Genomic DNA, 22,174 nt, shown 5'->3' on the forward strand with positions numbered 1-22,174 from the left:
CTCGTTGTCACCCGGATTGCGGTCCGGGTGGAACTTCATCGCGCAACGGCGATAGGCCTTCTTCAGTTCTTCATCGCTGGCGGTGCGGGACACGCTCAGCACTTCGTAGTAATCGCGCTTGCTCATAACTTGAATCGGGTTCCGGAAGTCGGGATTCGTCAAAACGGAAGAGCGGCACCAGGTCCGCTCTTTCGCCGGGCGCCCCGACAGGCCGGGATACGGCTGTCAGGACCAGAAGGGGGATACGACAACGGGACGTTGCCTGCGCAACGTCCCGTGTCATGGCCGGATCAGGACTTCTTGTCGTCCTTGACTTCGGTGAACTCGGCGTCGACCACATCGTCGTGCGCGCCGCTGTTGCCACCGGCATCCGGGCCCGGTGCCGCGCCACCCTGCTCGGCTGCCGCGGAGGCCGCGAACAGGGCCTGGCCGGCTTCTTCCAGCACCTTCGACTTGGCTTCGATCTGTGCCTTGTCATCGCTCTTCATCGCGATTTCCAGATCGGCCAGGGCCGACTCCACCTTGCCGATCACATCGCCACCGACCTTGCTGCCGTGTTCGGTGATCGCGGTACGGGTACCGTGGATCAGCGCGTCAGCCTGGTTGCGGGCCTGGACCAGCTCATGGAACTTCTTGTCTTCTTCGCGGTTGGCTTCCGCGTCGGCGACCATGCGTGCGATCTCGTCCTCGGACAGACCCGAACCGGCCTTGATCTCGACCTTCTGTTCCTTGTTGGTCTTCTTGTCCTTGGCCGACACGTGCAGGATGCCGTTGGCGTCGATGTCGAAGGACACTTCCACCTGCGGCAGGCCGCGCGGCGACGGCTCGATGCCGGAGAGGTCGAACTTGGCCAGCGACTTGTTGAAGCGGGCCTGCTCACGCTCACCCTGCAGCACGTGCACGGTCACGGCCGACTGGTTGTCCTCGGCGGTGGAGAACACCTGCGAGGCCTTGGTCGGGATGGTGGTGTTCTTCTCGATGATCTTGGTGAACACGCCACCCAGGGTCTCGATGCCCAGCGACAGCGGGGTCACGTCCAGCAGCAGCACGTCCTTGACGTCGCCGCCCAGCACGCCGCCCTGGATCGCAGCACCCAGTGCCACGGCTTCGTCCGGGTTGACGTCCTTGCGCGGTTCCTTGCCGAAGAACTCGGTCACGGCCTGCTGCACCTTCGGCATGCGGGTCTGACCGCCGACCAGGATCACTTCACCGATGTCGCTCGAACGCAGGCCGGCATCATTCAGCGCGATGCGGCACGGCTCGATCGACTTCTTGATCAGGTCTTCCACCAGCGCTTCCAGCTTGGCGCGGGTCAGCTTGATGTTCAGGTGCTTCGGGCCCGACGCGTCAGCGGTGACGTACGGCAGGTTCACTTCGGTCTGCTGGCTGGTGGACAGCTCGATCTTGGCGCGCTCGGCGGCGTCCTTCAGGCGCTGCAGGGCAAGCGGATCCTTGCGCAGGTCGATGCCCTGGTCCTTGTTGAACTCGTCGACGAGGTATTCGATGACGCGGTTGTCAAAGTCTTCGCCGCCCAGGAAGGTGTCACCGTTGGTGGCCAGCACTTCGAACTGCTTCTCACCGTCGACGTTGGCGATCTCGATGATCGAGACGTCGAAGGTGCCGCCGCCCAGATCGTACACAACGATCTTGCGGTCACGGCCGTCACCCTTGTCCAGGCCATAGGCCAGGGCAGCAGCGGTCGGCTCGTTGATGATGCGCTTGACTTCCAGACCGGCGATGCGGCCGGCGTCCTTGGTGGCCTGACGCTGGCTGTCGTTGAAGTAGGCTGGCACGGTGATCACGGCCTCGGTGACGGTCTCACCCAGGAACGCTTCGGCGGTCTTCTTCATCTTCTCCAGCACGCGGGCGGAGATTTCCTGCGGGGCCATCTTCTTGCCGTCGCTGGTCTGGACCCAGGCGTCGCCGTTGTCATGGGCCAGGATGCCGTAGGGCACGTGCGCGATGTCCTTCTGGACTTCAGCGTCGGTGAACTTGCGGCCGATCAGGCGCTTGACAGCGTAGAAGGTGTTCTTCGGGTTGGTCACCGCCTGGCGCTTGGCCGAGGCGCCGACCAGGACTTCGCCGTCCTTGGTGTAGGCGACGATGGAGGGCGTGGTGCGATCGCCTTCCGAATTTTCGATGACGCGGGCCTTGCCGCCGTCCATGATCGCCACACACGAGTTGGTGGTGCCGAGGTCGATACCAATGATCTTGCCCATGAGGGAGACTCCTGAAAGTTCTGGGTACATCCGGCAGCTGCCGGGTTATGAATGGGATGTGTGGGACGCTGCGGACACTTTCAAGCCGTCCATCAAACACAGTGTCCGATGGCGACCCAACGCGTTCAGCGTCCGGTCGAACCGCCGGGCCTGGCCCGGCGGACCGACCCGTGGGTCAGTCGCGGGCCACCACGACCAGCGCCGGCCGCAGCAGGCGGTCGTTGAGCAGGTAGCCCTTCTGGAATACCTGCACCACGCTGCCGGGCGCCGCGCCGGGCGCGTCGACCTGGCTGATGGCCTGGTGGTGGTCTGGGTTGAAGGTCTGGCCGGTCGGGTCGAGCAGGGTCAGGCCATTGTCGGCGGCGACCTTGAGCAGCTGCTTGTAGGTCAGTTCGAGACCTTCGCGCAGCGGGCTCGGCTCGCTGCCGGCGGCATTGAGGCCGGCATCGAGGCTGTCGAACACCGGCAGCAGCTCGCCAAGCAGCTTTTCGTTGGCGAAGCGGCGCGCCTGTTCCACGTCGCGGGCAACGCGCTTGCGCTGGTTGTCCAGGTCGGCGCGTTCGCGCAGCGACTCCGAACGCAGCAGGGCCAGCTCGTTGTGCAGGCTGTCCAGCTGCTGCTGCAGGGACGGCTCAGCGCCGGGCTCGCCGGCGGGATTCTGGGATGCGATATCTGACTGATCTTGGTTCATTTCCGGATCCTTGGCGGTGACTCTCCGCCTCCACCCATCCCTATGTGGGCGCGGCTACGGGATTCAAGAGTCCAGGGCCGCTTTATGCGCGATCGCGGGACAATCCGCCGCCAGCGGGCGAGCCCAGCGCGGCCCCCAGTACCTGGGCGGTGGCTTCCACCAGCGGGATCATGCGGTCGTAGGCCATCCGCTTCGGGCCGATCACCCCCAGCACCCCCAGCACCTGGCCATCGGCCGAGTACGGGGCGGTGACCAGCGAGACGCTCTCCAGCGGCATCACCCCGGTCTCTTCGCCGATGAAGATGCGCACGCCCGGGGCCTGGATGGTGCGCTCGAGCAGCTGCAGGATCTCGCGCTTGCTGGCGAACACATCGAACAGCTCGCGCAGGCGCTCCAGATCGGACAGGTCCTGCACACCCATCAGGCGGGTCTGCCCGGCCAGCACCATGTCATCGGCCGGCGGCACCATCGCCTGCTCGGCCAGCTCGATGCTGTGCGCCAGCAGTTGCTCCATTTCCGACTGCGCATCGCGCAGCTCCAGCAGCAGCCGGGCCCGGATCTCGGCCAGCGGCCGCCCGGCGCAGTTGGCATTGAGGTAGTTGGCGACCTGCTCCAGCTCCCCGGGATTGAAGCCGCGGCGCGGTTCGATCACCCGGTTCTGCACCTCGTTGTCGGCGAACACCAGGATCGCCAGCACCCGGCGCGCGTCTAGCGCCACGAAATCGATATGCCGGAACGCGAACTGCTCCCGGCGCGGGGCACTGACCACCCCGACGAAATGGCTCATCGCCGAGAGCAGCTCCGAGGCACTGCCGAGCAGGGCCTGGGTGCCGGTGCCGGTGGCCAGCTCGGTGCGCAGGCGGCTGAGCTCGCCCTCGCCCGGCGGCTGCATCTTGACCAGGCTGTCCACGAACACCCGGTAGCCGTGCGCGGTCGGCACCCGGCCGGCCGAGGTGTGCGGCGAGCTGAGCAGGCCGAGGTCTTCCAGGTCGCCCAGGATGTTGCGGATCGTGGCCGGGCTGACATCCAGGCCGGCATGCCGGGCAAGGGTCTGCGAGCCGACCGGCTCCCCATCCTGGATGTGGCGCGCGATCAGCGTCCGCAGCAGATGGCGGGCGCGCGGGGCGAGATGGGACGCGGAAGGATGCATGGAATCAGCCTGTGAGACGCCCACTTAGATAATGGCTGCACGGGGCGTTGGCAAGTCATTGGAGACGCCCCCGGCCCATGCTAGCGTGCGCGGCTTGGAGACACCCCTCGTGTACAACGTAGACCATGCTTAGACATCTATCGATCAAGGATTTCGCGGTCGTCCGCGCCACCGAGCTGGAATTCGGCGCCGGCATGACCGTGGTCTCAGGTGAAACCGGCGCGGGCAAGTCGCTGATGGTGGACGCGCTGGGCTTTTTGTCCGGGCTGCGCGCCGACAGCGGCGTGGTCCGCCACGGTGCCGCGCGCGCCGAGCTCTCGGCCGAATTCGCGCCGCTGGCCGACGCGCCGGCCCGCCAGTGGCTGCGCGACAACGAGCTGGACGACGAAGAACAGTGCCAGTTGCGACGGGTGATCCGCGCCGACGGTGGCTCGCGCGCCTTCATCAACGGCCGCCCGGTGACGCTGACCCAGCTCACCGAGCTGGCCGGCATGCTGGTGGAGATCCACGGCCAGCACGAACAGCAGGCGCTGCTCTCGCGCCCCTCGCAGCTCTCGCTGCTGGATGCCTTCGCCCGCAACGACGCCGAGCGCGCCCAGGTCCGCCAGACCGCGGCACGCTGGCAGACGCTGGTCGATGAAGCCGAGGCGCTCTCGCGCCAGGGCGACGTGAGCGACCGGATCGGCTACCTGGAGCACCAGCTCAGCGAGCTCAAGCGTGAGGATCTGGACCCGGCCTCGATCGCCACCCTGGGCAGCAGCCACCGCCGCCAGGCCCATGCCAGCGCGCTGATCGGCGCCTGCGACGTGGCCGTCAGCCGCCTCAATGGGGATGACGAGGTCTCGGTCCTGCAGCTGCTGCAGCAGACCCGCCATGACCTGGCCCGCGTGGCCGAACACGACAGCCGACTCGGCGAGGTCGATGCCCTGCTCGACAGCGCCGCCATCCAGCTGGACGAAGCGCTGTCCCTGCTCGATCGCGTGCATGACGACCTGGATGCCGACCCGGAGCAGTTCGAGGATATCGAGCGCCGTCTCGGCCGCCTGCACGACCTCGCCCGCAAGCACCGCGTACCGATGGAAGCGCTCGGCGAGCACCGCGACGCAATGGAGGCTGAAGTCGAGCAGCTGCGCGGTGCCGACGAGCGCCTGCAGGCCCTGGCCGGCGAGATCGACCGTGCCGCCGGCCAGTGGAAGACCGTGGCCGAGGTGCTCAGCGCCAGCCGCCGGAAAGCCGCCAAGGCCCTGTCGGACACCACCACCACCCTGATCGGCGAGCTGGGCATGGGCGGCGGTCAGTTCCTGATCGATATCGAGCCGCAGACCGTGGCCAAGCCGGACCCGAACGGCGCCGAGCGGGTCGAGTTCCTGGTCGCCGCCAACGCCGGCCAGCCACCGCGCGCCCTGCGCAAGGTCGCCTCGGGTGGTGAGCTTTCCCGTATCTCGCTGGCGATCGAAGTCGCCGCGCTGGGCCTGGACGCGGTGCCGACCATGGTCTTCGACGAGGTCGATTCGGGCATCGGCGGCGCCGTGGCCGACATCGTCGGGCAGAAGCTGCGCGCCTTGGGCGAGAAGCGTCAGGTGCTGTGCGTCACCCATCTGCCCCAGGTCGCCTCCAAGGGCCACGCCCACTACCGGGTCAGCAAGGCGCCGGTGGACGGCATGACCCAGAGCGCGGTCGAAAAGCTCGATACCAAGGCCCGCGAAGAAGAGCTGGCCCGGATGCTGGGCGGCGTGGAAGTCAGCAAGGAAGCCCGGGCGGCGGCGCGCAAGCTGCTGCAGGCCTGAGGCCCCCGTGATCGGCTAGTGCCGGCCGCTGGCCGGCGCCCCGCCGGAACCGGCGCCTCCCCCTGAAAACGAAAACCCCGGGCATGCCCGGGGTTTTTTGATCGCATCCGGGCGGCCTGCAGGCCGTTACCGACGCTTCTTGCGGACGTAGAGCACCAGCGAGTGCTCTTCCAGCTCGTAGCCATGGTCGGCCGCGATCTTGCGCTGCAGCTCCTCGATCTCATGGCTTTCGAACTCGATGATCTTGCCACTGTCGACATCGACCATGTGGTCGTGGTGGCCACCGCGGTCCAGCTCGTAGACGGCCTGGCCACCTTCGAAATTGTGCTTCAGCACCAGGCCGGCGGCCTCGAACTGGGTCAGCACCCGGTACACCGTGGCCAGGCCGATCTCATCCCCGTGCTCCAGGAGCTGGCGGTAGATGTCTTCGGCGGTCATGTGGTGACTGGCATTGCGCTGCTCGAGCAGCGCCAGGATCCGCATACGCGGATGGGTCACCTTCAGGCCGACTTTGCGCAGGTCGTGGGTTTCCATACTTCTCCGTTCATTGGCGATTTAGCGCCAGCTGCCTCGGATTGGGTCGCGGCGACACGTCAGGAGTGTATCATCGACTCGATTTCCCCAAACGCCATTCCCCGATGCGCAATCTCCTGCTGGTCGCCGCCGTTGCCCTGTCCACCACGGGCTGCGGCATCATTTACAAGCAACCCATCTATCAGGGCAACCTGATCCGGGAGCAGGCCGTCGGTCAGCTGCAGGTGGGCCAGAGCAAGCAGCAGGTCAGTGCCCTGCTCGGCACGCCCTCCGTCGCGGACCCGTTCCATGCCCAGCGCTGGGACTACACCGCCAGCCAGCGCGTGAACCGCGTGGGCAAGACGGACGTGAAGAACTTCACCGTCTACTTCGAGAACGACGCGGTCACCCGCTGGGACGGCGAGTACTTCGCCAGCGATGATGCCCAGCTGGCCCGCAGCACGGTGCGCCAGTTCGGCCGCAACCTGCCCAAGGACAAGAAGAAGCGCGGCCGCTGAGGCCTGACTTCTTCACTCAGCCGCCGGCGCGTGCGCGCCGGCGGCGGTTGTCTTTCGGGTCGGCCAGCAGCGGACGCAGCAGCTCGACCCGGTCGCCCTCGCGCAGCACCTGATCCGGCTTGGCCAGCAGGCCGTGCACGGCCACTGCCGGGCATTGCGCGCTGCCGTCAATGGCGGCCACGGCGATGGCCTGGGCGATCGTAGTGCCTTCGGGCAGCGACAGCACCCGCGACGCGGCCCGATCGGGCCAGGCCAGCACCACCTCGACGGTGATCACGGCTCAGTCCTGGGCGTCGGCGACGCGGACGAAATCATTCACCATGCGGTCGGCCAGGCCCTGGAAGCCCAGCGCCAGGGCCGGACCGAGCAGGCGTGAGGTCGGCTCGAACTCCAGCGTCAGGGTGACCTTGCAGGCGTCCTCGGCCAGCGCATGGAATTCCCAGCGCCCGTGCAGGCGCTTGAACGGCCCGTCCTTGAGCTGCATATCGATGCTGTGCGGGCGCTGCAGCGTGTTCTCGGTCATGAACCAGGTCGAGAACGACCCAAAGCCCAGATCCAGGCGCGCAACCAGGCGGTCCGGGCCGGACTCCAGGATCTGGGAGGCCGAACACCAGCGGAAGCGGCGCGGATAGGCGTCAATATCATTGACCAGGTCGAACATGCGGGCAGCCGAATGTTCGACCAGGGCACTACGTCGGATAGTTGGCATGCGATACAGATGTCTGATGAATCGACCGGGCGTGCCCGAATCGGAGACAATAGGGAAATGAGCAAGAACAGCGGCAAGGATAAAGCAAAGGACGCGACGGCCAACAAAACCATCGCGCTCAACAAGCGTGCCCGTCACGAGTACCACATCGAAGATCGCTTCGAAGCCGGCCTGGCCCTGCAGGGCTGGGAGGTGAAGTCGATCCGCGCCGGGCGCGGCAACATCATCGATGCCTACGCCTATGTGCGTGATGGCGAGATCTACCTGATCGGTGCGCAGATCACCCCGTTGATCCAGGCCTCTTCGCACATGGTGGCCAACGACCGTCGCGAGCGGAAGCTGCTTCTGCATCGCAGCGAGATCGACAAGCTGATCGGCAAAGTGCAGCGCGATGGCTACACGATCGTGCCCACCGCGATGTACTGGAGCAAGAACAAGATCAAGCTCGAGATCGCGCTGGCCAAGGGCAAGCAGACCCACGACAAGCGCGATGCCGAGAAGGACCGCGACTGGGCGCGCGAGAAGTCGCGCACGATGCGCCGGCACAACCGCGACGCCTGATGGAACGCGTGGCGGGCCTGTATCTGCGCAAGCGGTGGTAATGCCCTGCCCGCGCGGTCAGCGCTGGGTATCGTCCGGATCCACCTGATACGGGCGCATCTCCACCGGCGGCGGGTCCACACCGTGCTTCTGGCGATACAGCGCATTGAGATGCAGATTCAGGTGCAGCGCCTCGGCCTCGGCCAACAGGCGCTGCTCGCTGGTCAGCCGCCCACCCAGCATCATTTCCCGGTGCAGCGCCGTGGTGAGGTCGCCGCGCATTTCGGCCACGCGGGATATCGCGTAGGCCTCGGGAATCCCGGCCGCATTGGCGCCCGCCTTCCAGGACGACAGCAGGCTCAGCGCGAACAGATCGCCTTCCGCGCCCGCGGCCAGCAAACGGCTTTCAGCCCTCGGATCGGCGCCCAGCCGCCGCGCATCGCGCATCGTGGCCGCCACCGTGTCGCCTGCCCGTGCCGCCTGGTCAAGCTCGGCATCGGACGCCTGTTGATAGCGGGTCCACTGCGCGCCATTGGGGAAGCCGTGCTGGTCGAGCCAGCGCCGCTCCTCCGGGTGGCCACTACTGAAGGGGTCCTGGGCGATTTCCAGGCCCTCCCGCGAGCGGCGGAGATCGGGGAAGGGATGCGGCGGTTTGGTCGAGGGGGTCGGCGCCGCTTCAACCGAAGGCGTGGCCGCCTGTCCGGCTGGTTTCGATGCCTGCGCTGCCCCACCCGGCGCCTGCGCCCCCGACGTCGACCGCCAAACGCAGGCTGCCCCGAGCATTGCCGCCGCCAGCATCGCCATTGCGATCCACACCTGCCTCTTCAACGCGCCGTCCTTGTCTGTAACCACTCTTCTGGGGCCGGATTGTAGTCCGCCGGTGCGCCAGGGCGCCCGCCCCACCTGACCCGCGGACGCCAGCGGGATAACGATCTTTCCCCGCCAACCCCACACAACTGTCAGAATCCCCGCATTGATACGGAAAGGATCCGCGCGTGACTCTCGAAACTACCCCGGCACCCGCACTGGCGGCGGACGAACTGACCACCCTGCGCGCCGACGTGGCGGCGCTGGAGTTCATCTTTGACGAACTCGCCCGCGCCATGGACCCGGCCGCGCTGCTCAAGGTGCTGACCTACCTGATCCGCAACGCCAAGCGCGCCGCCTCGGAAACCCAGAGCTACGACAGCCTGGAGCACCGCCGCCTGGTGGCCCAGGTGGAATCGCTGATGGCCCGGGTCGAACCGCAGGCCAAGAAGCAGGCGATGACCGTGCGCAACGAGCACAACCGCCTGAAGAAGGAAAAGGCCCGCCACAAGGCCGACAGCCGCCGCCAGCTGCAGAAGTAAGTCCTTGGCGGGCAAGGTGACTGTTCAGCTGGATTGGAGTAGCATCCAACCCGTCAAGTAGAGTTCCGGTGCTGTTTTCCGGATGAAGTGCGGTTCTTGAAGAAACCGGGGGTGCATTGGTTTCGACGGGGGTTGTGAAGTTACTTGGTGCATGCCGAGGGGGCAGCTTTCCTCGTTAATCCAGCAGCAAACTTTTAGTTGCCAACGACGACAACTACGGTTCGAACGACTTCGCAATCGCTGCCTAAAAACAGCTTTAGCGTTTAGTTCTACAGCCGCCTTAGGCGAACCCCCGAACCTACTTGTGCCCGTGCTCGTAGATGTAGGGTCATTATCACGGAACCGGTTGTGATGGCTGCCTGTCAGTCACGACTTAACTAAAGCAGGCTGGTCCTGGGGTGCGCTTTGCACACCGTGCTGCCACAGGATGAGATTCAACGGTGAGCTAAGCATGTAGTACCGGGGATGGAGTGCCTTCGGACGGCGGTTCAATTCCGCCCACCTCCACCATTAGACGGTCCCACAAGGACCACAGAAAGCCGGAACCTCCCGTCAAACAAGGGGTTCCGGCTTTTTTGTTGTCCGGGGTTGTCCGGCCTGTTCCGTTGCAGCCCATGAGACGCTGGGGGTATATCTAGGGGTACAAGCCCGCCCTGAAAACCTTGTACCCCCATGCCCCTGTCCGATGCCGCGATCCGTCGCGTAAAGGCCACCGAGAAGCAGCAGAAGCTGTCTGACGGTGGTGGTCTGTTCCTGCTGGTCCACCCGAATGGCTCCCGCTATTGGCGCTGGAAGTACCGCGTCAACGGCAAGGAGAAGCTGCTGGGCATGGGGATCTACCCCGAGGTCAGCCTGGCCAAGGCCAGAGAGGCACGAGAGGACGCGCGGCGCCTGCTGGCCAGCGGCGTTGACCCCGAGCGAACACCGCAAGGCCGCGACCGCCTCCCGTGCCGTGGCGGACGGCGAGAGCTTCGAGGTCATCGCCCGGGAGTGGCTCGCTGGACGCCCGTAGGTGCCGGCCTACCGCAAGAAGGTGATCGCCTGGTTCGAGAAGGACGTCTTCTGGTACATCGGCGCTCGGCGCGCCGGCGACCTGAAGGCCTCGGACTTCCTGCAGGTAGCCCGGCGGATGGAGGCTCGGGCTGCTTTCGAATCAGCCCACCGGGTGATGCAGCACTGCGGGCAGGTCATGCGCTACGCCGTGGCCACCGATCGCGCCGAACGCAACCCGGTAGCTGACCTGCGCGGAGCGCTGGTGCCCGCGCCGGAGAAAAACCACGCAGCCATCGTCGACCCCGTCCAGCTGGGCGGCCTACTGCGTGCCCTGCACGCCTATCACGGCACACGGGTGATCCAGGCCGCGCTGAAGCTGGCGCCGATGGTATTCGTCAGGCCGGGCGAGCTGCGGCAGGCGGAATGGACCGAGATCGATCTGGACGCCGCTGTATGGAGCATCCCGGCCGCGCGCATGAAGATGCGCCAGGCGCACATCCTTCCGCTGGCCCGGCAGGCGGTAGAGGTGCTGAACGAGCTGCAGAAGATCACCGGCCACGGCCTGTACGTCTTCGCCGGCGGGCGCACCGACAAACGGCCTACGTCGGAGATGGCCGTGCTGGCGGCTCTGCGTGTCATGGGATTTGACAAGGACACGGTCACCGGCCACGGCTTCCGGGCGACCGCACGCACGCTGCTGGACGAGGTTCTGGGCTACCGGCCTGACATCATCGAGCACCAGTTGGCGCACGCGGTGAAGGACCCGAACGGCAGAGCCTACAACCGGACCACGCACCTGGTGGAGCGAACCCGGATGATGCAGGAATGGGCGGACTACCTGGACCGCCTGCGCACCGGCAACGTCGTCGCCTTGCGGCCGGATCAGGCCGCCTGATCCTCGTCGAAGGGCTGCAGCCGGTTGGCGATGCCATTGAACCGCGCGGCCTCGGCGCGGAGGCGGTCAGCCCCGCGGCGGCGAGTCGCCCTCGCCCGCCAATCCCCACTGTGGTTGCTGTCCAAGTCGTCGGCCTGCTGCCATAGCGAAGCCGCCCGCGCGCGCGCCCAGCGCGCCTTGCCGATGCTCTTCTGATCCATGCAGCTACTGTCGCCTGCGGCGGTCGCACGCGCCGATACGGAGGCAACGCCGGCTGACTGCCTGCCAGGTCCGGTTCTTTCGCGGGCAGCGCGGGCCACTTCGCGCTGATCGATATCCAGGCGAATCCGCTATTAATGCCTGCCCTCCAACAGCCCCGACCCGATTACGCCAAGATCGTAGCTGTCGCAAGTGCGGCGTCCACGGTGCTAGCCGGGACGCGCCGGCGGACGACGCCCTCCCAAGAGTCTGGAGTCACATTGGCGCGCACGCAGAGCCAGTTCTAAGGCCTCCCGTGCATGTCCCTTGGAAGACGTGGAGCCCGATCGACAGCAGATTATGGCGAGCCGCTCATCGCCGACCAGGTGCGAGACTACGAAACCGCGATGCAAGCACTCGCGATCTTCGCGCGCGGAGTGCCAAAAGCTGCGCTCTCGAGGCCGATCGCTTCCGGTCTGTGGTTCTACGCAGAATTGGACACCTTCCACCCGGCGCTGACGCAGCGCGCCTTCAACCGGACTACAGGACCGCCGGAAGCGCCCGCCAGCTCCATGATGTGATGGCGTGGTTCGCCACATGCTGCGAGCGCTCCGCGGGGGCGCAACGCAGAGGAGCGCGCGAGAACTAGAGATTAATATCGCTATCGGCGCGTCGACGTTTTGAACCCGTAGCATACGGAACACAAATGATTGCCAGAATTCCCAACGCAACAGATAGCCCAAATAGGTACGGAACCAACCAATGCCATTGGTCAAGTGCCGACGCGAAAACAATAACGAATCCCAGGCCAAGCAGCGCAACGATCGCATAGCCTAAGAGTCGAGACGGGGGAAGCCGGCGCGGCCAAACATTCATAATCACCCTCCAAAACTCAAGAATCAATTCGCAAGTTCGCGCGATGCCACAGTTGGCGCCGGCAAGTGAAACGAACGCCGACCAGACTGAGCCACCAGCCCTAGCTACATTTGAACAATTTTACAGATAACCGACCCACCACCGGCACTAGTGCAAGCCAGCCTAGTCCCACCACCGACAGTAACAGTCCCGCCACCGGCACTAACAGAGGGGGGCATGGTCCCGCACCTTGTCCAGCACGTGCACGCTCCGATCGGGCTCTCGAATTCGACCCTCTATTCGCGCATTTCGGTCGGATCCTTCCCGAAACCGGCCACCTTGGGGAGCTCGGTTCGGTGGGTGGAATCCGAAGTTGAGGCGTGGATTTCGGAGCGAGTTTCGGAGCGGGATCATGCCAACGAAACTGGGGGTACGGCTGGGGGTACAGACCAAGATTCCAGCGTCCCGCCCCTTGCCGCATAAAGCTCGACGGTGGAAGGCAGAGCCCACCTCCACCAATTAGCCGTTTCGACGGTGCATAAAAGGCTGGAACCCTAGAGAAATCGAAGGTCCCGGCCTTTTTTGTGCCCGTCTTCCGCATCCGACGCAGACGCTCACCCCCTCACGGCAACGTAAACTTCCGCGCCATCCGCAGCGGCCACACCGAGGTGAACTGCGCACCGCCCACCAGCCGGTACGCCGCGGACACGCTGTGCAGCACGCCCATCGCCTCCAGCACATCCTTGGTCTTCCGGAACGTCGGGCGCGGATCCGCGGTGAACATGAAAAGGTTGATCTCTTTCGCGCTGACGTCGTAGCCGTCCAGCGTGGCGGCCTTGCCGAGCGCGTTGGTCAGCTCGGCCTCCAGCGTGGCCAGAAAGGCCTCGTCGTCCAGCGACTTTCGCCAGAACTTGATCACAAGCTGGTAATCCATCAGGCGTTCCCGTCGTTCAAGAAGTGAACCGCCAAGGGTACCCGCATGGCAGGCATCACGCTGTCTTTGAGGCGGCCGCAATCATCTGCGCCAGCCGGTCGGCGATGGCCTGCCGCACCTTCGGCGCCAGCCGCGAGCGCGACAGCGCTTCGAACACCCACATGCCGTCGGCGGCGAGCTTGGCGATGAACAGGTCCAGCGCAGCCGGGTCGCTCAGGTCCTGCGGCGTGGGCGGCGACCAGCGTTCGACCACATCGGTCCACGGCTGCATGTTCTCGTCGGTGGCGGCCGCGTCGAACATCAGCTGCAGTTCGGCCCGGGTGGCCGTCTGCGCGCAGGTGAGCGCGTAGGCCTGGTAGCGCTCGGTGGTCTCCGCCTCGTCGGCAGGTTTGCCCGCGGCCTCGATCATGCTCGCGTCCCACACGCCGGCCAGGTGCTGGTGGATGCCCTGCAGCAACGCATCACGCGAGGGGAAGTGATACAGCAACCCGCCCCGGGCGATGCCGGATTCGGCAGCGACGGCTTCGAAAGTGAGCGCTGTGATGCCGTCGCGTTCGATCACGCGGACGGCGGCATCGAGGATGTTGGTTCGGTTACTCGGGCGCATGGGCTTCAGTGGGCGTGGGAGACGGTGGTGGCGGTGCCGGGGCCATGGCGGCGCAGCAGCACGCCGGTGACGACGGTACCGAGCAGCAGCACGGCGGCGATCACATACAGTATCCAGACATAGCTGGCATCGTAGGCGCTGGCGGCAGCACGTAGCCAGCCTGCATCGGCACCGGGCTGCGCGGCCAGGGCGAACGCCTGCTGGATGCTCTCGCCCGCCGCAGCGTCCACACCGTCCGGCAGCGTCACGGTGGCCGAGTACAGCGCAGCGATCAGGCTGCCCAGCAGGGAGACCGCGAACAGGCTGCCGAATTCATAGGACACCTCCTCCACCGAGGAGGCCATGCCGGCGCGGTGCGGGGGCACGTTGCCGATGATCGCGGTGGAGGCCACGGAGATGGTGGCGCCCATGCCCAGCCCGGTGAGCAGCAGCCCGGCGATGGTCCAGCCGAGGTCGCTGCCGAACGTCATCGCCACCAGCAGCACGCCCGCGGTGCCTGCGCCCAGCCCACCGGTGATCAGCGGCAGCAGCCCGACGCGGTGAAGGAACATGCCACCGAAAATGGCGCTGGGCAGGCACCCGATCGCCACCACGGACACCAGCAGGCCCGCCTGCAAGGGGGTGTAGTCGGCGACCAGCTGGAAGCGCTGGGTGGTCAGCAACTGCAGGCCGGCGATGGCGAACATCGCAAACGCCGCAGAGAGCACACCGGCCAGGAACGGCGCATTGCGGAAGATGGCCACGTCGAGCATCGGATACGGCAGGCGGCGCTGGCGGCGCAGGAACAGCACCAGCCCCACCACGAATACCAGCGCCGCACCGGCTGCGAGCAGCCCGTTCGGCGGCGCATGCGCGACCTCCTTGATCGCCACCACAAGGCCGGACAAGGCGATCAAACTGAGCAGCGAGGAGATCAGGTCCCATGGCTTGCTTGCATCAGGCCGCCCGTGCGGCGCGAACAGCACGGCCCCGACCATGGCCAGCAGCACGATCGGCACATTGATCAGAAACACCGCGCCCCACCAGAAGTGCGCCAGCAGCACGCCACCGACGATCGGGCCGAGGGCCGCGCCGACGATGGAAATGCAGCCCCACACGGCGATGGCCAGGTTGCGCTCGCGCTCGTCTTCGAAGGTCAGGCTGATCAGCGCCAGCGTGGCGGGCATCATCGCCGCCGCGCCCACGGCCAACAGCGCGCGCGCGGCGATCAGCAGATTGGCGTCCGGCGCGAACGCGGCCAGCAGCGAGGCGATGCCGAAGATCGCCAAGCCGATCAGGAACATGCGGCGGTGCCCCAGGCGATCGCCGAGGGTACCGGCACCCAGCAGCAGGCCAGCCATCACCAGGGGATAGGCGTTGATGATCCACAGGCCCTGCAGCGGGGTCGCACCCAGTTCCTTGGTCAGCGTGGGCAAGGCGGTGTAGAGCACCGAGTTGTCGAGCGTGATCAGCAACAGGCCGGCGGCAACGGTGAGCAGCAGACTCCAGCGCTGGGTCTTGGTCGGGGTCATGGGGCCTCAGAGGGGGCAATGGGATCGTAACTATACAGGACGTCCTGTACTGTTTGGCCGGATGCCGCCGACGCGTTCAGCCTGCGGCGACACACCGTCTGCGCACTGCGCGCTGGCCGGTGTGCCGGCCCAACTGCGTTTACCTCATTGGAGGGGGCTCACCCGGGCAGGCAGGCGCCTGTCCGGTATGGACTGTGTCGGGGGGACGCTATGGACGGACAGAAAGAGGCTTTTCGGCTGGCGCATGCCGAGTTGGCGCAGTGCTGGGCAGGCGGGATGTCAGCCGCCGAGCGCTGGGCGGTGTATGACGCCATCCATGATCGGCTGGTCGCACAGTGGCCCAACGAGGCCCATCGCATCGTCGGCATGATGGTGCTGTGGGTGACCGAGATCCGCGGCACCTGCCCTGCTCCCTATCGCACTGCAGATGCGGGCCTGAGTGACAGCGCGCTGCTGCGCGCGTGCCGTATCGATTCGTGAGGGGCTACGGCGCCGTCGGCTGGAACGGATCGGTATGGCCGGCCACTTCCATGTTGATGGCATTGATCAGGGCCGACACGGCGGTCGCCAGGCGGCGGCTGTCGGCGATGGAGCCGAAGAACAGAATCGAGGTGCCGTCCAGTTCGACCCCAGCCAGGCCGAGTTCGCCCTTGAGCGCGGCCACGCGTTCGTCGAACAGCGCCAGCCAGTGGGCATCGGGCACAACATCAAGCATGGCCACAATGGCCTCATCCGCGCCGTGATCGACAATGGTCTGCAATGTCGGGACGTCGAAACCCAGCAGGCGCGGCACGCTGCTGTCCGGTACGGGGATGCTCATGCGGGCATGGTAGCCGGTCAGCCGGGCGGGTGCCCGAAGACGTTCAGGAACACGCGATGCTTTCTCGCTGGCCGCAACACAAACGGCCCGGCCAACCCGGCCGGGCCACGGTGCGTACGGACCCGTTTTATTCTTCCTGATCGTTCTGCTGGCCCGAGCGCTGACCCTGCTGATCCTGGTCCTGCTGTTGCTGCTGCTTCTGGGCATCGCGATCGCGCTGATCCTGCTGCTCCTGCTGACCCTGCTGCGGGGCGTTGCGCTGCGGATCATTCTGACCCTGCTGCGGGTTCGGGGTGTTGGCCATTGCCGTATCTCCGGTGTTCGGCATCGAAGTGGTGCCGGTGAATCCACGCTAGGCCTGCCGGCGTTACCCATGTGTGCGTGATGGGCGCTTGTGCATGCACGCGCCGGGCACCTGCGTAAACAATTCAGGACGCACTGGAAAGCGACACCGATAGAGCACATTTCGTTCATCACCCGTCGGCGGTGAACCACAGCGCCTCGACAATCCCTTGATCGGGTCGCGCTCATGCTCGAGACGAAACACCCCTGTCGGGGCCACCAAGGACATGCCATGACGCCGCTCCGCTCGCTGCTGTTGACCACTCTGCTCGCCCTGACGCCGATGCTGGCCACCGCGGCGGACAAGGTCACCACCACCCCCGTGCACTTCACCAAGGGCGCCAGCAGTGCCACCGTGCGCGGCACGTTGTCCGGCTATGACACCGTCCGCTACACGATCGCCGCGCGTGCCGGCCAGACCATGGCGGTGACGATCGACGGCAGTCCCAATGCCAATTTCAATGTGTTTGCGCCCGGCGTGACGCCCGGCCAGGGGGAGGCACTGGGCAGCAACAACGAGAAGCGACGCTGGAGCGGCACCCTGCCGACCACCGGCACCTATGTCGTGCAGGTCTACCAGATGCGTGCCCAGGCGCGTCGCAATGAAAAGGCACCGCACAGCCTGACAGTCGCGATCCGCTGAGCCCTGTCCCGGGTATCCTCGGCGGTGCTGGCTTCCCCCTCGCAAGGACCCCGGGATGGACTTCCTCAAACTGCTGCGGTCGCTGGAAGAGTTCCTCTACGAGCTGTGCACCTGGTTCCTGTTTTTCCCACGCACGCTGTACCGCGTGATCGTGTATCCGCGGCGGATGGCCCAGTACGTGGATACCGAGCTGAAGGAAAAGCTGGAGCGCCAGTTCGACGATGCGATCAGCCCGCCCATGTTCCTGATGCTGGCGGTGCTGGTCGCGCACGGGGTGGAGCTGATGCTGCACCAGCAGGTGGTCGGCACCGGGGCGTTGTCGCGCTCGATCTTTGGCAATGAGGAGAGCCTGCTGCTGTACCGCTCGATCACGTTCGCGATCTGGCCGCTGGTGACCACCACGCACCTGCTGCGTCGCAAGCACGTGCCGATGACCCGCGAGTCGCTGCGACGCCCGTTCTTCATGCAGTGCTACCTGACCGCACCGTTCGCGGTGGCGCTGTCCACCAGCATGGTGTTCGTGCGGCTTCCGGGCCAGTTGTCGACCACGCTGGGCATCGCGGTCGGCGTGCTCGCCGCGCTCTGGTATGCGGTGGTGCAGGCCGGGTGGCTGAAGATCGCGCTGCAGCGCTCCTGGTTGAACACGATCCTGTCCACGGTGTGGGTGCTGGTGTTGGGGGCAGCGATCAATATGACGATCGGCGTGATCCTGCTTTCGAGCTGAGGGCGCCACCCCGACCAACCGCCATGTCCCGCATATCCTTTCCCTGCCCATCCATGCGACCCTTTGGGAACGATTTCATGGAATGGAGGGATTCCACATGCTGTCTCGTTTCCATCGGCCCGCGCTGCTGGCCCTGATGATGTTCGCCGCCCCGCTGGGCAGCGCCTGGGCGCAGGCACCGGACGCATTGAAGGTGATGTCTTTCAACGTACGCACACCGGCCGACACCGATCCGGGCAAGCGCTGGGAAGACCGCCGCGATGCGATGGTCACGCTGATCCGTGAGCAGAAGCCCGAGGTGATCGGCACCCAGGAGCTGGTGCAGAAACAGGGCGAGTATCTGGTTGCCCACCTGCCGGGCTACACCTTGTTCGGCAGGGACCGCCGCGGCGGCAACGGCGACGAACACATGGGCGTGCTGTACGACACGGCGCGCCTGAAAGTGCTGGAATCGGGGGACTTCTGGCTCTCCGATACACCGGACGTGCCGGGCAGCATCACCTGGGGCAACCTGTTCCCGCGCATGGTGACCTGGGCACTGTTCCAGCGTCATGCCGATGGCCAGCGCTTCTATCTGTTCAACACCCACCTGCCCTACCGTGATGAAGATGAGCCGCGCCGCGTACTCGGCGCGAAGCTGATCGTCTCGCGGCTGGCCACACTGCCCAAGGACATCCCGGTGGTGGTCACCGGCGATTTCAACAGTGAGCCCGGTAGTGAGACCTACAAGGCGTTTACCGCTGCGTTGGGCGATGCGCGAAAACTCGCCGCCAAGGTCGACGGCCCGCGCCTGACCTTCCATGATTTCACCGGCAAGCCGACGGTGGAACTGGACTGGATCCTGGTGCGCGGTTTCAGCGTGGACCACTTCAGCACGCTGGACCAGAAACCCGGTGGCGTGCTGCCTTCGGATCACTACCCGGTGCAGGCGGAACTGCGGTTCCCCGTGCCCACACCGACGGGCAAGTAAGGACACGCGCGATGGGCGGTCACTGCACCGTCCATCGGCTTGCCCCGGCCGCGCAGCAGCCCTGCGCTTACAGCAATTGACGGCTGTTGCTCAGCCTTCCATCGGGACGGCGCCCTCGCCGTCCCGTTCCCAATGGTGCGGTCAGCGTTGCGTGACCGCCACCGGGGTGTTGGCCGCATCCTGCTGCTGGCCCCAACCACCCAAGGCCTTGTACACACCGACCACGCTGACGTTGACCGTGGATTCGGCCTCGGCGAGCGCATCATTTGCAGCCAGCTGCGTGCGCTGTGCATCCAACAGGGTCAGGAAGTCTTCCGAGCCCTCGCGGAAGCGGATCTGCGCCAACTCCTCGGCGCGCCCTGCCGCCTGGGCCTGCTCGGCGACGATCGCCAGGCGGGCCTGCTGCTTGGCGTAACGCGTCAGTGCGTTCTCGGTGTCTTCCAGTGCCAGCAGCACGGCCTTTTCGTACTCGGCCGCGGCACCGTCGGCCTGTGCCTTGCTCGCGCGCAGACGTGCCTTCACCGTGCCGAAATCGAACGCGGCCCAGCTGATCGACGGGGTCACCGACCACGCCTTGTTGTTGCCGTTGACCAGGCCACTGGCGTCGCCGGACAGGAACCCGACAAACCCGCTCAGGCTGATCCTCGGGAACAGGTCAGCCGTGGCCACGCCAACGCGTGCGGTCGCCGCAGCCAGCCGACGCTCGGCCACGCGCACATCGGCGCGCTGACGCAGCAGATCGGTGGTGTCACCGAGCGGCAACGCCTTGGCGTACGGCCGCATCTCGCGCGGCTGCAGCAGGCTGTCCAGTGCATCCGGGCGCTGGCCCAGCAGCACCGCCAAGCGATGACGCGACTGCACTTCGGCCACTTCCAGCAGCGGGATGTCGGCCTCGATCGCCTTCAGACGCGCGCGGCTGCTCTGCACATCCAGTTCGCTGCCGGCGCCCAGTTCCCACCGGGTTTCGGTGAGTTTCTGAGTGTCGCGCAGGTTGACCAGCGTGCGTTTTGCCACCGCGATGCGCTTCTGGGTACCACGCAGTTCGAAGTAGTTGCGGGCCACTTCGGCGGCGACGGTGACCTGTGCATCGGCGAGGTTGTCCTGCTCGGCGCCCAGGTCCGCGCGCGCCGCTTCGGCGGCACGGCGCTGGCGGCCGAACAGATCCAGCTCCCAGCCGGCATCGAAGCCGAGCTGGTAGCTTTCGCTGAAGACGCGCTCGCCACCCACCGTTGCATCGGGCTGCTTGCGACGGTCGTAGCTGCCGCCGCTGGTCACATGCGGCAACTGGTCCAGGCGCTGCTCGACGAACACCGCGCGGGCCTCACGCACGCGCGACATCGCGATGCGCAGGTCCAGGTTGGTACCCAGTGCGTCATGCACCAGCTGCTCCAGCACCGGGTCGTCGAACTGGGCCCACCAGCTCGCCACCGGCGAGGTGGTGGTGAACACCGGCGCGGCGGCGCCCTGCAGGGTCACCGGCTCGGCCGGCGGCGCCTGGTAGTTGGGGCCGACGCTGACGCAGCCGGCCAGCAGCGCGCTGGTCACGGCCACGGTCAACAGGCGGATCACCATGGCAGCACCTCGCCGAGGTAGGTGAAGCTGCCGTTCGGGCCATCGGCATCGATCAGTGCCATGCCGACGCTGGAACGCGCGCCTTCGCTGATCTCGATCTCACCCTCGCCACCGTTCATGTCGGTTTTGACGTAGCCCGGATGCACGGTGTTGACCTTGGTGGTGCTCTCGCGCAGCTCATAGGCCAGCTGCACGGTCCAGGCGTTCACCGCGCTCTTGGAGGCGTTGTAGGCCGGCACCGCGAAGCCGTAGATCGGCGAGCCCGGTTGGCTGTGCAGGGTCAGCGAGCCCAGGATGCTGGACACGTTTACGATGCGGCCGGCCGACGAGGCGTTGAGCAGCGGCAGGAACGCCTGGGTGACGGCGATCACCGCGAACACGTTGGTGTCGAAGGTGTCGCGCCAGGTCTGCAGGGTCTGCGCCGAGGGGGCCAGTTTGATGTCGTCGAGCAGGATGCCGGCGTTGTTGACCAGGATGTCCAGGCGGCCGTGACGCTCGGTCACGGTCTGCACGGCGGCGGCGATGCTGGCGGCATCACCGACGTCGAGCTGGATCGCTTCCACCGGCAGGCCCTCGGCCTGCAGCTTCAGCGCCTCGGCCACGGCGACGTCGCGCTTGCGCCCGGCCAGCAGCGTATGCACGCCGGCCTGGGCCAGCTGACGGACGGTTTCCAGGCCGATGCCGCGGGTGGCACCGGTGACCAGGGCGATCTTTTGGGTAGCGGTATTCATAGGAAAAACCTCGCGGGGGAAGGAATCAGTGGTGGATGGTCGGTTCGCCGTGGGTCACCAGCTGCCCGCCGCCATTACGGCTGACGAACTTGCGCAGGGCCACGTAGAACACCGGGGTCAGGAACAGGCCGAACAGGGTGACGCCCAACATGCCGGCGAACACCGTGATACCGGTCACCGAGCGGACTTCCGCACCGGCGCCATGCGAGATCACCAGCGGGATGGTGCCGGCGATGAACGCGATGGAGGTCATCACGATCGGGCGCAGACGCAGGCGGCACGCTTCCAGTGCAGCCTCCACGATGCCCTTGCCGCCCATTTCCAGTTCTCGGGCGAACTCGACGATCAGGATGGCGTTCTTGCATGCCAGGCCCATCAGCACCACCAGGCCGACCTGCACGAACACGTTGTTGTCACCGCCCGTCATCCATACGCCGAACAACGCAGACAGCAGGGTCATGGGGACAATCAGGATCACCGCCAGCGGCAGCGACCAGCTTTCATACAGCGCGGCCAGCACCAGGAACGCCAGCAGGATCGCCACCGGGAACACGATGAAGGCGGCCTTGCCCTGGGTGGCCTGCTGGTAGCTCAGGTCGGTCCACTCGGTCTGCATGCCCACCGGCAGCACCTTGCCGGCGATTTCGGTCAGCTTGGTCATGGCCTCGGCCGAGGACAGCATCCGCGGGTCGGCTTCGCCGGCCAGATCGGCCGCCGGGTAACCGTTGAAGCGCAGCACCGGGTCCGGGCCGTAGGTCTGCTTCACGGTGACCATGGAGCCGATCGGCACCATCTCGCCGCGGTTGTTGCGGGTGCGCAGGCGACCGATGTCTTCCACGCTGTCACGGAACTGGCCGTCGGCCTGGGCGATCACCTGCCAGGTGCGACCGAACTGGTTGAAGTCGTTCACGTACGCCGAGCCCA

27 protein-coding genes, 1 other RNA gene and 1 pseudogene are annotated in these 22,174 nt (G+C 66.1%); 12 read left to right on the forward strand and 17 right to left on the reverse strand.

Annotated features, from left to right (window positions below; genetic code table 11):
- The 4 genes from ACW6W5_RS17405 to hrcA all read right to left on the reverse strand — a co-directional run.
- Nucleotides 1–126: DnaJ domain-containing protein (locus ACW6W5_RS17405; RefSeq protein ID WP_458233671.1), on the reverse strand; the 126-nt coding region annotated here is incomplete at its 3' end.
- Nucleotides 127–290: 164 nt separating this feature from the next.
- Nucleotides 291–2,219 carry a molecular chaperone DnaK gene (gene dnaK, locus ACW6W5_RS17410; protein ID WP_121042063.1) on the reverse strand — a complete coding sequence of 643 codons (1,929 nt, stop codon included), beginning with the start codon at nt 2,217–2,219 and terminating at the stop codon, nt 291–293.
- Nucleotides 2,220–2,394: 175 nt separating this feature from the next.
- Entirely contained in the window at nt 2,395–2,910 is a 516-nt protein-coding gene (gene grpE / locus ACW6W5_RS17415) for a nucleotide exchange factor GrpE (protein WP_121042061.1), read from the reverse strand.
- 82 nt (nt 2,911–2,992) lie between these two features.
- Nucleotides 2,993–4,060: a heat-inducible transcriptional repressor HrcA gene (hrcA, locus tag ACW6W5_RS17420; protein WP_088433152.1), complete on the reverse strand. Its 1,068-nt coding sequence runs from the start codon at nt 4,058–4,060 to the stop codon at nt 2,993–2,995.
- A gap of 125 nt (nt 4,061–4,185) precedes the next feature.
- On the opposite strand from hrcA, the gene recN reads away from it, so the two are divergent.
- Nucleotides 4,186–5,847, forward strand: a complete 1,662-nt coding sequence (gene recN / locus ACW6W5_RS17425; RefSeq protein ID WP_121042058.1) for a DNA repair protein RecN — start codon at nt 4,186–4,188, stop codon at nt 5,845–5,847.
- A 126-nt stretch (nt 5,848–5,973) separates the two neighbouring features.
- On the opposite strand, the gene fur is transcribed toward recN, so the two are convergent.
- The gene (gene fur / locus ACW6W5_RS17430) at nt 5,974–6,381 is read right to left on the reverse strand and encodes a ferric iron uptake transcriptional regulator (protein WP_070470227.1); all 408 of its coding nucleotides are present in this window, start codon (nt 6,379–6,381) and stop codon (nt 5,974–5,976) included.
- A 104-nt stretch (nt 6,382–6,485) separates the two neighbouring features.
- On the opposite strand from fur, the gene ACW6W5_RS17435 reads away from it, so the two are divergent.
- A complete protein-coding gene (locus ACW6W5_RS17435; RefSeq protein WP_121042056.1) occupies nt 6,486–6,878 on the forward strand; it encodes an outer membrane protein assembly factor BamE in 393 nt (130 codons plus the stop codon).
- Between the two features lie 16 nt (nt 6,879–6,894).
- On the opposite strand, the gene ACW6W5_RS17440 is transcribed toward ACW6W5_RS17435, so the two are convergent.
- Nucleotides 6,895–7,155, reverse strand: coding sequence for an RnfH family protein (locus ACW6W5_RS17440; protein WP_121042054.1), 261 nt, complete (start codon nt 7,153–7,155; stop codon nt 6,895–6,897).
- Nucleotides 7,156–7,158: 3 nt separating this feature from the next.
- Complete coding sequence (locus ACW6W5_RS17445) at nt 7,159–7,587, reverse strand: type II toxin-antitoxin system RatA family toxin (protein WP_026069778.1); 429 nt, start codon at nt 7,585–7,587, stop codon at nt 7,159–7,161.
- Between the two features lie 57 nt (nt 7,588–7,644).
- Here ACW6W5_RS17445 and smpB point away from each other — a divergent pair, with 57 nt between their 5' ends.
- Nucleotides 7,645–8,148, forward strand: coding sequence for an SsrA-binding protein SmpB (gene smpB / locus ACW6W5_RS17450; RefSeq protein ID WP_088433158.1), 504 nt, complete (start codon nt 7,645–7,647; stop codon nt 8,146–8,148).
- Between the two features lie 57 nt (nt 8,149–8,205).
- On the opposite strand, the gene ACW6W5_RS17455 is transcribed toward smpB, so the two are convergent.
- Entirely contained in the window at nt 8,206–8,931 is a 726-nt protein-coding gene (locus ACW6W5_RS17455; protein ID WP_226956592.1) for a hypothetical protein, read from the reverse strand.
- 191 nt (nt 8,932–9,122) lie between these two features.
- On the opposite strand from ACW6W5_RS17455, the gene ACW6W5_RS17460 reads away from it, so the two are divergent.
- The 4 genes and pseudogenes from ACW6W5_RS17460 (at nt 9,123) to ACW6W5_RS17475 (ending at nt 11,364) form a co-directional block, all read left to right on the forward strand.
- The gene (locus ACW6W5_RS17460; RefSeq protein WP_152151609.1) at nt 9,123–9,476 is read left to right on the forward strand and encodes a hypothetical protein; all 354 of its coding nucleotides are present in this window, start codon (nt 9,123–9,125) and stop codon (nt 9,474–9,476) included.
- Nucleotides 9,477–9,583: 107 nt separating this feature from the next.
- Nucleotides 9,584–9,986: a transfer-messenger RNA gene (gene ssrA / locus ACW6W5_RS17465) on the forward strand.
- Nucleotides 9,987–10,148: 162 nt separating this feature from the next.
- Nucleotides 10,149–10,337 (forward strand): annotated as a pseudogene (locus ACW6W5_RS17470) (Arm DNA-binding domain-containing protein); the annotation flags it as partial.
- Nucleotides 10,338–10,488: 151 nt separating this feature from the next.
- Entirely contained in the window at nt 10,489–11,364 is an 876-nt protein-coding gene (locus ACW6W5_RS17475; protein WP_226956591.1) for a tyrosine-type recombinase/integrase, read from the forward strand.
- Here ACW6W5_RS17475 and ACW6W5_RS17480 read toward each other — a convergent pair.
- Nucleotides 11,352–11,564 (reverse strand): hypothetical protein, encoded by a 213-nt coding sequence (locus ACW6W5_RS17480; protein WP_152151607.1) that lies wholly within the window; start codon nt 11,562–11,564, stop codon nt 11,352–11,354. The two genes, ACW6W5_RS17475 and ACW6W5_RS17480, sit on opposite strands and share 13 nt — an antisense overlap.
- Before the next feature lie 1,069 nt (nt 11,565–12,633).
- Between ACW6W5_RS17480 and ACW6W5_RS17485 the strand changes: the two genes are divergently transcribed.
- On the forward strand, nt 12,634–12,879 hold the full coding sequence (locus tag ACW6W5_RS17485; protein WP_152151605.1) for a helix-turn-helix transcriptional regulator: 246 nt from the start codon (nt 12,634–12,636) through the stop codon (nt 12,877–12,879).
- Between the two features lie 139 nt (nt 12,880–13,018).
- Here the strand turns inward: ACW6W5_RS17485 and ACW6W5_RS17490 are convergent, their stop codons facing one another.
- Genes ACW6W5_RS17490 through ACW6W5_RS17500 form a run of 3 tightly spaced genes read right to left on the reverse strand, consistent with a single transcriptional unit; the run spans nt 13,019 to nt 15,448 of the window.
- The gene (locus ACW6W5_RS17490; RefSeq protein WP_152151603.1) at nt 13,019–13,330 is read right to left on the reverse strand and encodes a hypothetical protein; all 312 of its coding nucleotides are present in this window, start codon (nt 13,328–13,330) and stop codon (nt 13,019–13,021) included.
- Between the two features lie 55 nt (nt 13,331–13,385).
- Nucleotides 13,386–13,937 carry a TetR/AcrR family transcriptional regulator gene (locus tag ACW6W5_RS17495; protein WP_152151601.1) on the reverse strand — a complete coding sequence of 184 codons (552 nt, stop codon included), beginning with the start codon at nt 13,935–13,937 and terminating at the stop codon, nt 13,386–13,388.
- 5 nt (nt 13,938–13,942) lie between these two features.
- The gene (locus ACW6W5_RS17500) at nt 13,943–15,448 is read right to left on the reverse strand and encodes an MFS transporter (RefSeq protein WP_152151599.1); all 1,506 of its coding nucleotides are present in this window, start codon (nt 15,446–15,448) and stop codon (nt 13,943–13,945) included.
- 210 nt (nt 15,449–15,658) lie between these two features.
- Here ACW6W5_RS17500 and ACW6W5_RS17505 point away from each other — a divergent pair, with 210 nt between their 5' ends.
- Nucleotides 15,659–15,928 (forward strand): hypothetical protein, encoded by a 270-nt coding sequence (locus ACW6W5_RS17505; protein WP_152151597.1) that lies wholly within the window; start codon nt 15,659–15,661, stop codon nt 15,926–15,928.
- Nucleotides 15,929–15,932: 4 nt separating this feature from the next.
- On the opposite strand, the gene ACW6W5_RS17510 is transcribed toward ACW6W5_RS17505, so the two are convergent.
- Both ACW6W5_RS17510 and ACW6W5_RS17515 read right to left on the reverse strand, forming a co-directional pair.
- Complete coding sequence (locus tag ACW6W5_RS17510; RefSeq protein ID WP_226956590.1) at nt 15,933–16,268, reverse strand: hypothetical protein; 336 nt, start codon at nt 16,266–16,268, stop codon at nt 15,933–15,935.
- Nucleotides 16,269–16,395: 127 nt separating this feature from the next.
- A complete protein-coding gene (locus ACW6W5_RS17515) occupies nt 16,396–16,572 on the reverse strand; it encodes a hypothetical protein (RefSeq protein ID WP_193222755.1) in 177 nt (58 codons plus the stop codon).
- 270 nt (nt 16,573–16,842) lie between these two features.
- Here ACW6W5_RS17515 and ACW6W5_RS17520 point away from each other — a divergent pair, with 270 nt between their 5' ends.
- The 3 genes from ACW6W5_RS17520 (at nt 16,843) to ACW6W5_RS17530 (ending at nt 18,947) form a co-directional block, all read left to right on the forward strand.
- On the forward strand, nt 16,843–17,253 hold the full coding sequence (locus ACW6W5_RS17520) for a g-type lysozyme inhibitor (RefSeq protein ID WP_121041930.1): 411 nt from the start codon (nt 16,843–16,845) through the stop codon (nt 17,251–17,253).
- Between the two features lie 55 nt (nt 17,254–17,308).
- Nucleotides 17,309–17,977 (forward strand): hypothetical protein, encoded by a 669-nt coding sequence (locus ACW6W5_RS17525; protein ID WP_152151596.1) that lies wholly within the window; start codon nt 17,309–17,311, stop codon nt 17,975–17,977.
- 97 nt (nt 17,978–18,074) lie between these two features.
- On the forward strand, nt 18,075–18,947 hold the full coding sequence (locus ACW6W5_RS17530; protein WP_121041926.1) for an endonuclease/exonuclease/phosphatase family protein: 873 nt from the start codon (nt 18,075–18,077) through the stop codon (nt 18,945–18,947).
- Nucleotides 18,948–19,088: 141 nt separating this feature from the next.
- Here ACW6W5_RS17530 and ACW6W5_RS17535 read toward each other — a convergent pair whose 3' ends face one another.
- The 3 genes from ACW6W5_RS17535 to ACW6W5_RS17545 all read right to left on the reverse strand — a co-directional run.
- Entirely contained in the window at nt 19,089–20,519 is a 1,431-nt protein-coding gene (locus tag ACW6W5_RS17535; protein ID WP_152151594.1) for an efflux transporter outer membrane subunit, read from the reverse strand.
- The gene (locus tag ACW6W5_RS17540) at nt 20,513–21,250 is read right to left on the reverse strand and encodes an SDR family oxidoreductase (RefSeq protein ID WP_152151592.1); all 738 of its coding nucleotides are present in this window, start codon (nt 21,248–21,250) and stop codon (nt 20,513–20,515) included. Before ACW6W5_RS17540 ends, ACW6W5_RS17535 begins: the two co-directional genes overlap by 7 nt.
- Nucleotides 21,251–21,275: 25 nt before the next feature.
- The coding region (locus ACW6W5_RS17545; protein ID WP_458233670.1) for an efflux RND transporter permease subunit at nt 21,276–22,174 on the reverse strand (899 nt) is incomplete at its 5' end.

The sequence above is a fragment of the Stenotrophomonas sp. IS26 genome (assembly GCF_054188265.1).

Bases quoted from the DNA above. Each gene is read 5' to 3' on its own strand.
- ACW6W5_RS17505 (WP_152151597.1), top strand. From the start codon at position 15,659: ATGGACGGACAGAAAGAGGCTTTTCGGCTGGCGCATGCCGAGTTGGCG.
- grpE (WP_121042061.1), bottom strand. From the start codon at position 2,910: ATGAACCAAGATCAGTCAGATATCGCATCCCAGAATCCCGCCGGCGAG.
- hrcA (WP_088433152.1), bottom strand. From the start codon at position 4,060: ATGCATCCTTCCGCGTCCCATCTCGCCCCGCGCGCCCGCCATCTGCTG.
- ACW6W5_RS17520 (WP_121041930.1), top strand. From the start codon at position 16,843: ATGACGCCGCTCCGCTCGCTGCTGTTGACCACTCTGCTCGCCCTGACG.
- ACW6W5_RS17485 (WP_152151605.1), top strand. From the start codon at position 12,634: ATGGTCCCGCACCTTGTCCAGCACGTGCACGCTCCGATCGGGCTCTCG.
- ACW6W5_RS17480 (WP_152151607.1), bottom strand. From the start codon at position 11,564: ATGGATCAGAAGAGCATCGGCAAGGCGCGCTGGGCGCGCGCGCGGGCG.
- smpB (WP_088433158.1), top strand. From the start codon at position 7,645: ATGAGCAAGAACAGCGGCAAGGATAAAGCAAAGGACGCGACGGCCAAC.
- ACW6W5_RS17510 (WP_226956590.1), bottom strand. From the start codon at position 16,268: ATGAGCATCCCCGTACCGGACAGCAGCGTGCCGCGCCTGCTGGGTTTC.
- ACW6W5_RS17530 (WP_121041926.1), top strand. From the start codon at position 18,075: ATGCTGTCTCGTTTCCATCGGCCCGCGCTGCTGGCCCTGATGATGTTC.
- ACW6W5_RS17455 (WP_226956592.1), bottom strand. From the start codon at position 8,931: ATGGCGATGCTGGCGGCGGCAATGCTCGGGGCAGCCTGCGTTTGGCGG.
- ACW6W5_RS17500 (WP_152151599.1), bottom strand. From the start codon at position 15,448: ATGACCCCGACCAAGACCCAGCGCTGGAGTCTGCTGCTCACCGTTGCC.
- ACW6W5_RS17535 (WP_152151594.1), bottom strand. From the start codon at position 20,519: ATGGTGATCCGCCTGTTGACCGTGGCCGTGACCAGCGCGCTGCTGGCC.
- ACW6W5_RS17515 (WP_193222755.1), bottom strand. From the start codon at position 16,572: ATGGCCAACACCCCGAACCCGCAGCAGGGTCAGAATGATCCGCAGCGC.
- ACW6W5_RS17435 (WP_121042056.1), top strand. From the start codon at position 6,486: ATGCGCAATCTCCTGCTGGTCGCCGCCGTTGCCCTGTCCACCACGGGC.
- fur (WP_070470227.1), bottom strand. From the start codon at position 6,381: ATGGAAACCCACGACCTGCGCAAAGTCGGCCTGAAGGTGACCCATCCG.
- dnaK (WP_121042063.1), bottom strand. From the start codon at position 2,219: ATGGGCAAGATCATTGGTATCGACCTCGGCACCACCAACTCGTGTGTG.
- ACW6W5_RS17495 (WP_152151601.1), bottom strand. From the start codon at position 13,937: ATGCGCCCGAGTAACCGAACCAACATCCTCGATGCCGCCGTCCGCGTG.
- ACW6W5_RS17490 (WP_152151603.1), bottom strand. From the start codon at position 13,330: ATGGATTACCAGCTTGTGATCAAGTTCTGGCGAAAGTCGCTGGACGAC.
- ACW6W5_RS17540 (WP_152151592.1), bottom strand. From the start codon at position 21,250: ATGAATACCGCTACCCAAAAGATCGCCCTGGTCACCGGTGCCACCCGC.
- recN (WP_121042058.1), top strand. From the start codon at position 4,186: ATGCTTAGACATCTATCGATCAAGGATTTCGCGGTCGTCCGCGCCACC.
- ACW6W5_RS17445 (WP_026069778.1), bottom strand. From the start codon at position 7,587: ATGCCAACTATCCGACGTAGTGCCCTGGTCGAACATTCGGCTGCCCGC.
- ACW6W5_RS17525 (WP_152151596.1), top strand. From the start codon at position 17,309: ATGGACTTCCTCAAACTGCTGCGGTCGCTGGAAGAGTTCCTCTACGAG.